The sequence below is a fragment of the Pseudomonas sp. SWRI50 genome (assembly GCF_014269095.1).
Classification (GTDB): Bacteria; Pseudomonadota; Gammaproteobacteria; order Pseudomonadales; family Pseudomonadaceae; genus Aquipseudomonas; species Aquipseudomonas kermanshahensis.
The window spans coordinates 272,307-285,493 of the sequence record NZ_JABWRW010000005.1; the positions used below are offsets into that span (position 1 = coordinate 272,307).

A 13,187-nucleotide genomic window follows, 5' to 3' on the forward strand; every position below is an offset into this window, starting at 1 on the left:
GCCCGCTCAACGAGCCCAGGCAGAAGGGCGTTCAACGTGAGCGGGTACCACCGTATGGTCAGAGAATGGTCAGCCTAGCCAGCGCTGAATGTTGGCGACCATGACGTCTTTGGAGATGCCGTAGCGGTCGTGCAATGTCGGCAGTGCGCCTGCATCCAGGAACTGATCGGGCAGCGCAACGTGACGTACTTCAGGCTGTACGCGGGCCTGCAACAACGCCATGGCGATGGCCTCACCCAGGCCGCCGATTTGAGTGTGGTTTTCCGCAATGACCACCAGACGGCCTTCGCGCCGGCATTGCTCCAGGATGGTCTGGACATCGAGCGGCTTAATTGTCGGAACGTGCAAAACGGCGGTGTCCACTTTGTGCTTGGCCAGTTCGTCTGCGACTTCCAGAGCACGCATCGTCATAAGGCCGGAGGAAATGACCAGCACATCGTTGCCATCTCGTAGGAGCTGGGCTTTACCGAGTTCGAATCGGTAATCGTACTCGTCGAGAATCAGCGGTACCCGCCCACGAGGCAGGCGCATATAGACAGGGCCGTCGTGCTCGGCGATCGCGGCCACGCACTGCTCGGTTTCCAATGCATCGCAAGGATCGATAACCATCATCTGCGGAATCGCGCGCATCATCGCCAGATCTTCTGTAGCCTGATGGCTCGGGCCGTACCCAGTCGTCAAGCCCGGCAGCGCTGCGCAGATTTTGACGTTCAGGTTTTCCTCAGCGATCACTTGATGAATGAAGTCATAAGCGCGTCGGGTGGCGAATACCGCGTAGGTGGTGGCGAAAGGCACGAAGCCTTCCTTGGCCATGCCGCCGGCAGCAGCCATGAGCAACTGCTCAGCCATGCCCATCTGCAGGAAACGCTCTGGATAGCGCTGGGCGAAAATGTGCAAGTCAGTGTACTTGGCCAAATCTGCAGTCATGCCGACAATGCGTGGGTTCTTTTGGCCTGCCTTTATCAAGGCGTGGCCGAACGGTGCTGACGTGGTGCGCTGACCCTCGCTTGCTATAGAGGCGATCATGGACGAAGTGGTGAGTTTCGGCTTTGTAGAGGAGGCGGCGTTCATTGTGGGCTCCGGGTCGCATAGATCTCGTCGAGGTCTGTAAGTGCTTGCTGCCACTCCTCGGGCTCGACCCTGATGAAGTGGTTCTTGTCCCGCTGCTCCAGGAAAGGCACACCCTTACCCATTAGCGTGTCGAACAGGATCACGCGAGGTTTGTCCCCCGTAAAACCGCGAGCAATGTCGAACGCCTCGATCACGGTTTGCAGGTCGTTGCCGTCTACACGCTGTACATGCCAGCCAAACGCTGCCCATTTATCGGCCAGGGGTTCGAACTGGAGGATGTCATGGGAGGGGCCATCAGCCTGCTGGCGGTTGATGTCTACCAAGTTGATCAGGTTGCCCAACTGATGATGCGATGCCGACATAGCTGCTTCCCACACCGCCCCCTCATCCAGTTCTCCGTCGGACATCGAGTTGTAGACGAAGGCATCGTTGCCCTTCATGCGCAGAGCAAGAGCTTGGCCTACCGCGATCGCTAAGCCTTGACCGAGTGAACCACCCGAGATCTCCATGCCGGGCGTATAGGTCGCCATCCCGGACATCGGCAGTCGGCTGTCGTCGGAGCCGTAGGTTTCTAGCTCTTCTTCTGGAAGAACCCCTGCTTCCAAGAGGGCGGCGTATAGAGCAATGGCGTAATGCCCGTGTGACAGTAGGAAGCGGTCACGACCTTCCCATTCCGGGTCATCAGCACGAATATTCATGGCGTGGCAGTAGGCGACAGCAAGCACGTCGGCCCAGCCCAGCGCCTGGCCCACATAGCCCTGGCCTTGAACTTCTCCCATGCGCAAGGCAAAACGCCGAATACGCCACGCGTGTTCCGACATCCTGGCCAAAAGCGGGTGGTGAATCTCGGTCATATTGTTCTCCATTGGTGACCAGCGATCCGGGTTTACTGACGCAATCTATTCATCAGTCAGCAACCGTATTGGGTAATGCCCTGATATTCATGTAAAAATAGTGACTCGACAAAAGGTTTAAATTCGTCAACTAATGAACTGGATTCATCTATGAAGCTTTTGAAACGGGTGCCTCTCCCTGCCCTCAGAGTTTTTGAAGCAGCGGGTCGTACCTGCTCTTTTGTCGAGGCAGCAAAGGAGCTCGATCTTTCCCCGAGCGCGGTCAGCCATGCGATTCGCAAACTGGAAGCGGCCGCAGGACTTACCCTCTTCACGCGGAACACGCGCCACACATCCCTGACGCTAGAAGGCGCCATGCTGCTGGATCACGTTCAGCGCGGGTTTGAAGAAATGAGTCGAGGCCTTGCGATCGCGACCAACGAGCCTGCGGTACCTCTACGTCTGCACACGGCGCCCACCTTCGCCAGCCAGTGGTTGGTGCCGCGGTTAGCGAGTTTCCTAGAAGACCACCCAGGAATTGATCTGCGTATTTCAGCGAGCACAGACTATGCGCTGTTCGATAACGATGATTTCGACCTGGACATCGTCTACGGTGAGCCCAGACCGTCGCCTCATGAGAAGACGCCGCTGCGCATCGAGGAGTTAACACCGCTGTGCAGCCCGGAGGTAGCCAAGCATCTGCGCACCCCTCAGGATTTATATTCTCAGTTCCTAATCCAAAGCGACGGTCAGTCCGTCCAGTGGAGAGGCTGGTTTGCAGCGAATGGAATGCAGCCACCGAGTAACTACGGCTTGGCGTTTGACCGGAGCTCTATGGGCATAGCTGCTGCTGCAGGAGGTCTGGGCGTAGTACTTGAATCTGATTTGTTAGCCGAGCAGGAATTGGCGAGCGGTCGCTTGGTCAGTCCGCTTCGCCATGTCAGCAATAGCGTTCGGTACGTTGGTCACTACCTAGTGCATCCACGCCGACCTAGGCAGCCCCATGCAGTTTCTCAGTTTAAGCAGTGGATGTTCAAAGCACTATCGGCTCAAGCAATTTGAGCTGCCGAAGCCCAAGGCGTTGACGCTGGAGAATCAGACGGTGTGCACTGGCTTCTTGGAAATCCCCGCCGGCGGAGTCAAGCTAAGGCGATGAAGGAAATGCAAGCACCCTGGCTCGGCTGCTGCGGCAGCTATGCTCGTCGTCTCTAGTAGTGGGAAATGTGATGCAGCACCTCGATCACTTATCGTTGCACCTGTTCGTAATCATTTGCGAAGAAGGCACTATCGCCCGAGCCAGCGAGCGTGCATACATGGCGCCCTCCGCTGTCAGCAAGAGAATCTCGGACATTGAGGCGCGCTTTGGTATTACTCTGCTCAAACGCAGTAAGCGTGGCGTCGAACCTACCCCGGCGGGTGTCGCACTTTTGCGCCATGCACGAGGACTGACCCGCGCCATCGAATCTCTGCAAAGCGAACTGAGTGAATACGCGGACGGCGCACGCGGGCATGTGCGTGTGCTAGCCAATGTCTCGTCGATCATGGAGTTCCTTCCCGAGGAATTATCGGACTTCATGCTCGACAATCCGTTGATTCAGGCGGATATCGAAGAACGCTTCAGTCCGGATGTGGTGCGCGGGGTAGCGGAGGGCAATGCAGACCTGGGCATCTGCCGCAAGTCGATGGCCGTTGGCGACCTGGAGTTCGTGCCGTACCGGCAGGATCATCTGGCCGTGGTAGTTGGCGCCGATCACCCGCTGGCCGGGCGGGGCAGTATCGCGTTCGAAGAGACGCTGGATTACGAGCATCTGGGTTTGTCTGCATTCGCCACGCTCAATACCTTCATGCGCAACAGCGCTGAGGCGGCGGGCAAGGAATTGCGTTTTCGCTCGTACGTGTCGTCCTTTGACGCGGCCTATCGTCTGGTGCAGTTCGGCCTGGGCCTCGCAGTGTTCCCGCAGGAGGCGGTGGTGCGCTATGCGCAGCTGTTCGACCTGAGAGTGATCCCGCTGACCGATGACTGGGCGCTTGGCGAGTTCGTCATTTGCATGCGCGACCGCCATGCCTTGAGCCTGTCTGCGCGTCGCTTGCTCGACCATTTGCTGCTGCGTGCGCCGGCTTGGCAAACACGGAGCTGATCCATCGCGGCTGACGATGGATCAACCCGTGAAACACGTCTTTTCTGCCTGTCGTCCTGCTCTTAGTCTGGCCCCACGCTTCAGACAGAGAGACCGCGATGACAACAATAACAATCAACGAAGTCGGCATGCGCGATGGCCTGCAAAGCCTGCACACGGTAATGCCGACTGCCGCCAAGCTGCGCTGGATCGATCGCGCCTATGCCGCTGGCGTGCGCCATATGGAAGTCGCCTCGTTCGTGCCGGCCCGGCTGCTGCCGCAGATGGCCGATGCCAGACAGGTGGTGGGCCATGCCCTGACGTACCCCGATCTGCTGGTAACGGTGCTAGCACCCAACCTGCGTGGTGCGCAGGATGCGCTGGAGTCAGGCGCCCAGCGTATCGTCGCGCCGGTATCCGTCAGCACCGCCCACAGCCTGGCCAACGTGCGCCGTACGCCGCAGGAAATGGTCGAGGAACTGGGGCGCATGTGCCAACTGCGCAACGAGCTGGGGCGTCACGATGTGCAGATGATCGCCGGCATGTCGGTGGCCTTTGGCTGCACCCGCCAGGGCGATGTGCCATTGGCTGACCTGTGCGAGCTGACCCGCCAGGTGATCGAGGTGGGCTGCGACCTGGTCTCGCTGGGCGACACCACCGGCTACGCCAACCCCGCTCAGGTGGCTACTGTGATCCAGGCCGTTCGCTCCATTGCCGGCGAGCGACTACGTGCCGCGCACTTCCACGACACCCGTGGCCTGGCCCTGGCCAACAGCCTGGTGGCGGTGCAGCAGGGTATTCGCGAGCTGGATGCATCGCTTGCCGGCCTTGGCGGTTGCCCGTTCGCACCAGGTGCGTCGGGCAATACGGTGACCGAAGACCTTGTGTTCATGCTGCAGAGCATGGGTTTTGACACTGGTATCGACCTGCCAGCGCTGATCGCTTCCCGCCAGCTGCTGCGCGAGGCGCTGCCGGATGAACCGCTTTACGGCGCTATTGCCCGCGCCGGCCTGCCGCTCAACTACCGAAGGAACGCGTAATGTCCAGACTCCCCTTGGACGGCATTCGTGTCGTCGAGATTTCGCACATGGTCATGGGCCCCACCTGCGGCATGATCCTGGGTGACCTGGGTGCCGAAGTGATCAAGATCGAACCCACCCGCGGGGACGGCACTCGCCGCTTGCTCGGGGCGGGGGCGGGGTTCTTCCGCACCTTCAACCGCAACAAGCAGTGCATCGCCGTCGACCTCGACACCCTCCAGGGCCGTGAGGCGGTGCTGACGCTGATCGACAGCGCCGACGTATTCATCGAGAACTTCAAACCCGGGCGCATGCACACACTGGGCTTCGACTACGCCACGCTGCGCCAGCGTAATCCACGGTTGATCTATGCCTCGCACAAGGGCTTCCTCAGTGGCCCGTACGACAACCGCCTAGCCTTGGACGAAGTGGTGCAGATGATGGCTGGCCTGGCCTACATGACCGGGCCGGTGGGCCGCCCCTTGCGCGCCGGCAGTTCGGTAAACGACATCATGGGCGGCATGTTCGGCGCCATTGGTGTACTGGCCGCGCTCAACGAGCGCAACACCACGGGTGTCGGCCGCGAAGTGCAGAGTGCACTATACGAAAACTGCGTGTTGCTCGCGGCCCAGCACATGCAGCAGTACGTGGTGACCGGCCAGGCAGCGGCGCCGATGCCCAACCGCATCAGCGCCTGGGCGGTCTACGACGTGTTCACCTTCGCGGGCGGCGAGCAGATGTTCGTCGCTGCCACGGGTGAAGGCCAGTGGCAGGCCCTGTGCCAGTTGCTGGGCCAGACCGCCTTGCTCGACGACCCGACCTTGGCGACCAACAATGACCGGGTATTGCAGCGGCCGCGGCTGCTGGCGCATCTGGCCGAGGTGTTCGCCAATCTCGATGCCCAGCAATTGGCTACGGAACTGGAGGCGAACAGTATTCCGTTCGCGCCGATCCGCCGCCCAGAAGAACTGTTCGACGACCCGCACCTGATCCAGAGCGGTGGCATGGCGAACCTGCTGCTGGAAGATGGCAGCAGCACGCCGATGCCCTTGCTGCCGCTGTCGCTGGATGGCCAGCGCCTGCAGCCGCGCCGGCCGATCCCGCGGATTGGAGAACACACGCACAAGGTCATGCGCGAGCTGGGCTATAGCGATGAACGCATCGCCGAGCTGTGTGCGGCGGGGGTGCTGAAAACCGACGACCCGGCCCAGGGAGTGCACTGAATGGCCATCTATCGATACGACACACTGACCCCGACTCTTCACCCGGAAACCTTCATCGCCGAGGACGCCACGGTAATCGGCGATGTCACCCTGGAGCAGGGCGTGAGCGTGTGGCCGCAGGCAGTGTTGCGCGGTGACAACGAGCCGATCCGCATCGGCCAGCACAGCAATGTTCAGGAAGGGGCGGTGCTGCATGCCGACCCAGGGTTTGCCCTGACCGTGGGTCGCAACGTCACCATCGGCCATCAGGCCATGCTGCACGGCTGCAGCATCGGCGATGGCGCGCTGGTCGGGATCCAGGCGGTGGTGCTCAATGGCGCGGTGATCGGCCGCAACTGCCTGGTCGGAGCCGGCGCCATAGTCACCGAAGGCAAGGTGTTCCCCGACAACTCCCTGATTCTCGGCGCGCCGGCCAAGGTGGTGCGTGAGCTGAGCCCCGAAGCCGTCGCCGGCATGCACGCCAATGCCGCCGAGTACGTGCGCAAGGGCCAGGCCTTCAAGGAAAAGCTCGTGCGCATTGGCTGACACGTTGTACGCGGCGCCCTCAACGGGCGCCGTCGCTCTCCAATAATTACAAAAATGGAGATTCACCATGGTTGCCTTGACTGGCGAAGTGGCGCGCGAGCGCGCCGACAGCCACATCGACGAACTGCTGCTTTACCGCCGCGTGGCTTGGCGCATCATGCCGCTGGCCATCATCTGTTTCCTTTTTTCCTACTTCGACCGCATCAACATCAGTTTCGCCAAGACTCAGATGCAGGCTGAGCTGGGCCTGAGCGACGCCGCCTACGGACTGGCCGCGAGCATGTTCTTCATCGGCTACGTGCTGTTCGAAGTGCCGAGCAGTTTGGGCCTCAAGCGCTACGGGGCGCCGGCCTGGATCTGCCGGATTATGGTGTCGTGGGGCCTGGCCACGGCGGCCCTGGTATTCGCCTACACCCATTACACGCTGTATTTCCTGCGCTTTCTGATCGGAGTAATGGAAGCGGGTTTCGGCCCGGCGATCCTGTTCTACTTGGCCTGCTGGTTCCCTAAGAAACACTTGGCAAAAATGAACGGCCTGTGGTTCCTTGCCGTGCCCTTGGCCGGGGCGGTGGGCGGGCCGGCTGCGGGCTTCCTGCTGGGAACCATGGATGGTGTATTGGGCCTAGCGGGCTGGCACTGGCTGTTTCTGATGTCGGGTTTGCCATGCGTGTTTCTGGGGCTGCTGGTGCTAAGGAAGCTTGACCGCGACATCGAGTCGGCCAGATGGCTTAGCCGCCAGGAGAAAGACCTGCTGGCGGAGAACTTGGCTCAGGACAGGCGCGTGCAGAAACCAATTCTGGGGTCAATCTGGCAGGTGCTGCTGACCCGCGAAGTGGCGATCATGGCGTTCATTTACTACGTGGTGAAAACTGCTTCCTACGGCCTGAACTTTTGGATGCCACACCTGATCAAGTCGTCCGGCGTGCAGGACATGCTGTGGGTCGGCGTGCTGTCGGCATTGCCGTATGCAGTGGCCTGCATTGGCATGGTGTGGTTGACCCGCCGATCCGACCGTACGGGTGAGCGCAAGCGCTACTTGGTGTACTGCCTTCTGGCCGCCGCTTGCGGTTATCTGTTGGCTTGCCTGTACTCCGACTCGTCGGTGGCCATGATGGCTGCGCTGGTGCTGGCCACCGCAGGCACATTCATCGCCATCCCGATCTTCTGGACAATTCCCCAATCGACTTTCTCAGGGCTGGCCATCGCCACGGGCACTGCGGCGATAAACTCGGTTGGCCAACTGAGCGGCATCGTCGCGCCGGTGATGGTTGGTAAAATCAATGACCTTACCGGCAGCAGCTACATGGGCATGCTGTCGATTGCACCGCTGATCCTGATCGCTTGCCTGGTGGTGATGCGCTGCGTCAGAAATCCCAAGGCTTGAACAACAGCGCTTTCCAACAAGAAAAACAAGGCGTAACCATGAATGTATCCTCCTCCCGGCGGGCATCGCTGATGCTCGCGGCGCTTGGCTGCGCGTGCCAGGCGGCCCAGGCAGGCTTTGCCGACGACGGCAAGGGCAGCCTGGAGGTGCGCAACCTCTACTTCGACCGCGATTTCCATGGTGATACCGCCAGCCAGTCGCGACGCGCCGAGTGGGCCCAGGGCTTCATGCTCAAGTGGCAGTCCGGTTATTCCGATGGCGTTGTCGGCTTTGGCCTGGATGCAGTCGGTATGTTGGGCATCAAGCTAGACTCTTCGCCCGACCGCAGCGGCACCGGCCTCTTGCCGCTGGCATCTCTACATCTCCGCATTGCTTCATAACAATCTATAACATTGCGGGCAAGCATGGCAAAGCGGAGCTAAGGTGCCTCTAAGTAGCTGCATTCGATATCATACATTTGTACAAATCCATGCTCGCAAACCTGAACATTTAACGATTTCCAGTACCGCAAAGGCGTTTTAGTCTCCTGTTCAAGCGTTGAACAATAATAAAAGGAGACACCCCATGCCCATTCAGTCAGAGCATGATCCGCGCCTAAAACGATCACTGAAAACACGCCATATCAGCATGCTTGCCCTTGGCGGCGTTATTGGTGCAGGTCTGTTCGTCGGTTCCAGCGCAGTCATTGCCTCAACCGGCCCGGGTGCGTTCCTCACCTATGCCATAACCGGCATCATCGTCGCTCTAGTAATGCGAATGCTCGGCGAGATGGCAGCGGCACATCCCACCAAAGGTTCTTTTGTTGACTACGCCCGAATGGCGTTTGGCCGGCCGGCTGGGTACATGACCGGTTGGCTGTACTGGTATTTCTGGGTCATTGTGGTTGGCTTCGAGGCCGTGGTTGGTGGCCAGATCATCAATGGCTGGTTCCCGGATATTCCGGTCTGGGTCATTGCCCTGGGGCTCATGATCAGCATGACCTTGCTGAACATGATGTCGGTCCACTCCTTTGGTGAGGCCGAATACTGGTTCGCCGGGGTTAAAGTGGCCGCTATCGTCGTATTCCTGCTCGTGGCGGGCGCGTACGTGTTCCATCTGTGGCCGAACTCGACTGCCACGTTTGACAACCTGACCCAGCACGGCGGCTTCTTGCCCCACGGTGTTGGTGCGCTGTTCACGGGCGTCGTCGTGGTCATCTTCTCGATGACAGGTGTCGAGGTCGCGACACTCGCCGCGGCAGAGTCGGAAGACCCTACTCGCAACATCCGCAAGGCCGTGAACACCGTCATGGTACGCATCCTGGTGTTCTTTGTACTGGCCACTTTCTTCATCGTTGTCGCCCAGCCATGGACCAGCCTGACCCCAGGCAAATCCCCCTTCGTGACCACGCTGGAGCACATTGGCATTCCCGGTGCTGGCGAGATGCTCACTGCGGTCATTCTGGTTGCCGTGCTGTCGGTACTCAACGCCGGCCTCTACACCTCTTCGCGCTTGCTGTTTGTCCTGGCCTCCAATGACGAGGCACCTCGCTGGATTGCTGGCGTGAACAAAAAGGGCGTGCCGGTTCGTGGCGTGCTTGCCTCCACCTTGGTGGGCTATGGCTGTGTGGTCATTGCAGCACTGTGGCCGGATACGGTGTTCCAGTTCCTGATCAACTCCTCGGGCACGGTGTTCTTGTTTGTCTACCTGATGATCTGCCTGTCGCAACTCAAGCTGCGCCGCAAGTGGGTGGAAGAGGGCAGCCTGAAGTTCGCCATGTGGGCCCACCCATGGCTGCCGCTGCTGGTCACTGCCTCGATCATCGCCGTCCTGGTCAGCATGGCATTCGACCCCTCCATGCAGATGAGCCTGCTGCAGTGCGTGATAGCCATCTTCGCTATTGCTGCTTCGTACCTGGTACTGAGCCTCTCTCGTAAGCGTCAGCGAGCCGTCGAAGGCCAGCCCGTCACCACTGCTTAGCCAACCACGCCGTATCAGTACACCCCGGAACCCGGGCCCTCAATGGGAAGCCAACAGCATGTCAGCGAAATACGAATTGTCCCAGTTGCCCAACAAACCGCTGTGGTTCGCGCCAAGCCCGTCGCGTGAGCGACTGGATGGCGCGGCCCAGGCCGACGTCGTCATCGTCGGAGCCGGTTACACAGGGCTGTGGACGGCCTATTACCTGCTCAAGAGTGATCCTTCTCTGCGCGTAGTTCTGCTGGAGAAAAACGAAGTCGGTTTTGGTGCCTCCGGGCGCAATGGTGGTTGGGCATCGGCGATTTTCCCGATCTCGCTGCACCGCGTAGAGCAGCTGTATTCGCACAATGCGGCTCTGCATCTGCAGGCTGCAATGAACGAAACAGTCGATGAGATTGGCCGCGTTCTCGCCCTGGAAGGCGTGGACGCTGACTATGCCAAGCAAGGCTTCTTGTCGCTGGCACGTAGCAAACCACAGATGGAGCGAGCCCGAGCAGCCGTCGAGTCTTCGGCACGCTTTGGGCTCCCCGATCAGTGGCGCGTGCTTGAGGCTGCTGAAGCCCAGACACGTATTGGTGCTCAAGAAACGCTGGGTGGCCTTTATACCGAGCACTGTGCGCTGATCCACCCGGGCAAGCTGGTCCGTGGCTTGGCGAAGCTGGTTGAAGGCCTGGGTGCGAAAATATATGAGCAGTCGGCAGTCACTCAGATGGCGCCGGGGGTGGTGCACACCGCCCATGGCTCGGTGCGCGCTGAAATGACTGTGCGTGCCACCGAGGCATTCACTTCCCAACAGCCCGGACACTCGCGTTTTGTCATTCCGCTGTACTCGTTGGTCCTGGCCACCGAGCCACTACCTAGCGATCTGCTGGCCAAGCTCAAACTCGATCACCGCATGGCCTTCAACGACATGCGCCACCTGCGCGTTTACGGTCAGGTGACGGCGGAAGGCCGGTTGGTCTTCGGTGGTCGAGGGGCACCCTACAACTGGGGCTCGCGCATGTCTGCCGAGGACGATCTGGTGGACAACATCCACGGCAAGATCTACGACACGCTGCTCGAGTTCTTCCCGGCGCTGCGAGATGCGCGCATCACTCACCGTTGGGGCGGCGCGCTAGGCGTCTCGCGCGACTGGTGCCCGACTGTGAGCATCGATCGCAATAAGCGCATGGCCTGGGCGGGTAACTATGTCGGTGATGGCGTAGCCACCAGCAACCTGGCCGGGCGTCTGCTGCGCAACTTCATTTTGGAGCGCGACGAGGAAATCAACACGTTGCCTCTGGTCAACCACCGCTCGCCATCCTGGGAGCGCGAACCCTTGCGTTGGTTCGGTATCAACACCGGCCTCGCAGCGGCCTCGCTGAGTGATATCGAAGAACGCTTCACCCACAAACCTTCGCGTACCGCGATGCTGCTGGAAAAGCTCACCGGCGCCCATTGATAAGGAGAAAACCCTATGCCTTCGTTCACCATCATCAAGCACGCCGACATCAAGGCCCTGCCTCTTTCCAATTGCCGTCGTTTTGCAGAAAGGTAATCAATGTGGTCAGCAGTGCCGCACCCTGGGTACGATCGTGCTCAATCAATGGACCCAGATACCGACCAACAAGTGCACGTGCTTCAGGCATCGACTTGGGTGCCATGATCAATCCGGTTTCCACCTCGCCATAAGCCAGGATTTCTTTGTCTATTTCCTGGGCTTGAATAAGCGCGAGCCGGGATTGTCGGAAGCTTTCCTGTAGGCCCGTTGCTGCTGAGATTGGCCCGCTAACGCCGATCACAGTGCCGACACCGAGGTTGGTGCGCAATGCCTCAAACATTGATGTCTGATTTCGACTTAGCGCCATCAACAGTCCGTTCTCGACGAACAGCAACGGCGTTAGCGCGTACAGGGCAGGGGAGTGATGAATATCTTCGATTGACCATGGGCCGGCTGGGCCTGGCAGTATCGCCAGACTTACCAATGTGCCTGTAAGCCCATGACGCTCCAGCATCGGCAGCGCTAAAGTAAACTCGGTTGTACTGTCGACCAAGCTGCGGAGCAGCGATGCACCTTCTGCGCGTTGCAGGTCGCGCTGGATCATCAGTCGCTCCAGTTCGACACCCAGCAGACCGGCCAATGACCTCACCAAAATGGAATCATCGGGCGAACGCCTGGCGCTACTCGAGATAATGAGATTGACGCGGGCTCGACCGCCGATCGGTATGCGTTCGATGTGATCGACATCCACTGGGGATAGGGTTTGGGCTTCGACAATCTTGAGCCCACTGACGGCATCTTCGATGGTCAGGTTCATGCCCAAAGCATTGGCGAGGATCGACAGCCTTCCTGCCATTTCTGGCTGCTTGCGCAGTGCTTCTGCGTAAGTCTGAAACAGCCGTTCGCTGGCGTTGAACCGTTCCCGCTGTGCCTGCAACACACTTTCAATCACTTGGTGTGAAAGCTTGACGAACTCCAGTTGGAAACTCGCGCGCAGCACCGGAAAATGCAGTCTGTCGGCAGCGTCTAGCAGTGCTTGTGTCAAGTCTGGGGCATCTTGCCTAGGCGCGATAACCAATGCGCTAGGGTTGCTTTGTACCAGTTGCTCCAGCCATTCGACCTGCTGCTGCGAAGCCTGTGGCAGGCCAACGCCAGTTGTCATCACCAGGTCACCCGGTGACACCCAGCGCCATGGGTCGGGCAGGTCAACCGTATGTGCCCAGGTGATGGTCCGTCCGATACCCGCCATGCCGGCGGCAACCTGCAGTTTCAGTGGATCAATAGCAATTAGATTTTGCACCGTCAGCATTAGAAGCTCTCGTGTCACGCGGATAAAGCAACGCACTCTGCACAGACAGGCGAGCATTGCCAGAATAAGCGGGATAATCCACAGCCAGCGGAGCCGAGCTCCGACTTCACCGCAGTGTGCGACAGGGAGGAGAGAGAGTAAATCCAATAGTCAATGTGAATCGCCCCTGGTTTACTAGACACTCTCCAAGCTCAGAAAATAGCGTTTCTCATACTCTACTGGCGACAGCTGCATAGCACTGCTGTGTCGACGCTTGGGGTTATAGAA

11 protein-coding genes and 1 pseudogene are annotated in these 13,187 nt (G+C 59.5%); 9 read left to right on the plus strand and 3 right to left on the minus strand.

Annotated features, from left to right (window positions below; translation table 11 throughout):
• Positions 1-69 precede the first annotated feature (69 nt).
• Both HU750_RS08435 and HU750_RS08440 read right to left on the minus strand, forming a co-directional pair.
• The gene (locus HU750_RS08435) at positions 70-1,071 is read right to left on the minus strand and encodes a transketolase family protein (RefSeq protein ID WP_027593269.1); all 1,002 of its coding nucleotides are present in this window, start codon (positions 1,069-1,071) and stop codon (positions 70-72) included.
• On the minus strand, positions 1,068-1,925 hold the full coding sequence (locus tag HU750_RS08440; RefSeq protein ID WP_374707393.1) for a transketolase: 858 nt from the start codon (positions 1,923-1,925) through the stop codon (positions 1,068-1,070). The genes HU750_RS08435 and HU750_RS08440 overlap by 4 nt, the downstream gene beginning before the upstream one ends.
• Before the next feature lie 150 nt (positions 1,926-2,075).
• On the opposite strand from HU750_RS08440, the gene HU750_RS08445 reads away from it, so the two are divergent.
• The 9 genes and pseudogenes from HU750_RS08445 (at position 2,076) to HU750_RS08485 (ending at position 11,572) form a co-directional block, all read left to right on the plus strand.
• A complete protein-coding gene (locus tag HU750_RS08445) occupies positions 2,076-2,966 on the plus strand; it encodes a LysR substrate-binding domain-containing protein (RefSeq protein WP_085272854.1) in 891 nt (296 codons plus the stop codon).
• 164 nt (positions 2,967-3,130) lie between these two features.
• Positions 3,131-4,042, plus strand: a complete 912-nt coding sequence (locus HU750_RS08450) for a LysR family transcriptional regulator (RefSeq protein WP_186678533.1) — start codon at positions 3,131-3,133, stop codon at positions 4,040-4,042.
• 98 nt (positions 4,043-4,140) lie between these two features.
• Positions 4,141-5,061 carry a hydroxymethylglutaryl-CoA lyase gene (locus HU750_RS08455; RefSeq protein WP_186678536.1) on the plus strand — a complete coding sequence of 307 codons (921 nt, stop codon included), beginning with the start codon at positions 4,141-4,143 and terminating at the stop codon, positions 5,059-5,061.
• Complete coding sequence (locus tag HU750_RS08460; RefSeq protein ID WP_033694013.1) at positions 5,061-6,263, plus strand: CaiB/BaiF CoA transferase family protein; 1,203 nt, start codon at positions 5,061-5,063, stop codon at positions 6,261-6,263. The genes HU750_RS08455 and HU750_RS08460 overlap by 1 nt, the downstream gene beginning before the upstream one ends.
• Positions 6,264-6,788: a gamma carbonic anhydrase family protein gene (locus HU750_RS08465; protein ID WP_027593263.1), complete on the plus strand. Its 525-nt coding sequence runs from the start codon at positions 6,264-6,266 to the stop codon at positions 6,786-6,788.
• Between the two features lie 67 nt (positions 6,789-6,855).
• Entirely contained in the window at positions 6,856-8,172 is a 1,317-nt protein-coding gene (locus tag HU750_RS08470) for an MFS transporter (protein ID WP_186678541.1), read from the plus strand.
• A gap of 38 nt (positions 8,173-8,210) precedes the next feature.
• Positions 8,211-8,519 (plus strand): annotated as a pseudogene (locus HU750_RS08475) (OprD family outer membrane porin); the annotation flags it as partial.
• Positions 8,520-8,736: 217 nt separating this feature from the next.
• A complete protein-coding gene (locus HU750_RS08480; protein ID WP_186678543.1) occupies positions 8,737-10,131 on the plus strand; it encodes an amino acid permease in 1,395 nt (464 codons plus the stop codon).
• Positions 10,132-10,189: 58 nt separating this feature from the next.
• The gene (locus tag HU750_RS08485) at positions 10,190-11,572 is read left to right on the plus strand and encodes an NAD(P)/FAD-dependent oxidoreductase (RefSeq protein WP_186678545.1); all 1,383 of its coding nucleotides are present in this window, start codon (positions 10,190-10,192) and stop codon (positions 11,570-11,572) included.
• Positions 11,573-11,621: 49 nt separating this feature from the next.
• Here HU750_RS08485 and HU750_RS08490 read toward each other — a convergent pair whose 3' ends face one another.
• Complete coding sequence (locus tag HU750_RS08490) at positions 11,622-12,920, minus strand: PucR family transcriptional regulator (protein WP_186678547.1); 1,299 nt, start codon at positions 12,918-12,920, stop codon at positions 11,622-11,624.
• Positions 12,921-13,187 lie beyond the last annotated feature (267 nt).

Bases quoted from the DNA above. Each gene is read 5' to 3' on its own strand.
- HU750_RS08470 (WP_186678541.1), top strand. From the start codon at position 6,856: ATGGTTGCCTTGACTGGCGAAGTGGCGCGCGAGCGCGCCGACAGCCAC.
- HU750_RS08480 (WP_186678543.1), top strand. From the start codon at position 8,737: ATGCCCATTCAGTCAGAGCATGATCCGCGCCTAAAACGATCACTGAAA.
- HU750_RS08445 (WP_085272854.1), top strand. From the start codon at position 2,076: ATGAAGCTTTTGAAACGGGTGCCTCTCCCTGCCCTCAGAGTTTTTGAA.
- HU750_RS08465 (WP_027593263.1), top strand. From the start codon at position 6,264: ATGGCCATCTATCGATACGACACACTGACCCCGACTCTTCACCCGGAA.
- HU750_RS08455 (WP_186678536.1), top strand. From the start codon at position 4,141: ATGACAACAATAACAATCAACGAAGTCGGCATGCGCGATGGCCTGCAA.
- HU750_RS08435 (WP_027593269.1), bottom strand. From the start codon at position 1,071: ATGAACGCCGCCTCCTCTACAAAGCCGAAACTCACCACTTCGTCCATG.
- HU750_RS08460 (WP_033694013.1), top strand. From the start codon at position 5,061: ATGTCCAGACTCCCCTTGGACGGCATTCGTGTCGTCGAGATTTCGCAC.
- HU750_RS08485 (WP_186678545.1), top strand. From the start codon at position 10,190: ATGTCAGCGAAATACGAATTGTCCCAGTTGCCCAACAAACCGCTGTGG.
- HU750_RS08490 (WP_186678547.1), bottom strand. From the start codon at position 12,920: ATGCTGACGGTGCAAAATCTAATTGCTATTGATCCACTGAAACTGCAG.
- HU750_RS08440 (WP_374707393.1), bottom strand. From the start codon at position 1,925: ATGACCGAGATTCACCACCCGCTTTTGGCCAGGATGTCGGAACACGCG.
- HU750_RS08450 (WP_186678533.1), top strand. From the start codon at position 3,131: ATGCAGCACCTCGATCACTTATCGTTGCACCTGTTCGTAATCATTTGC.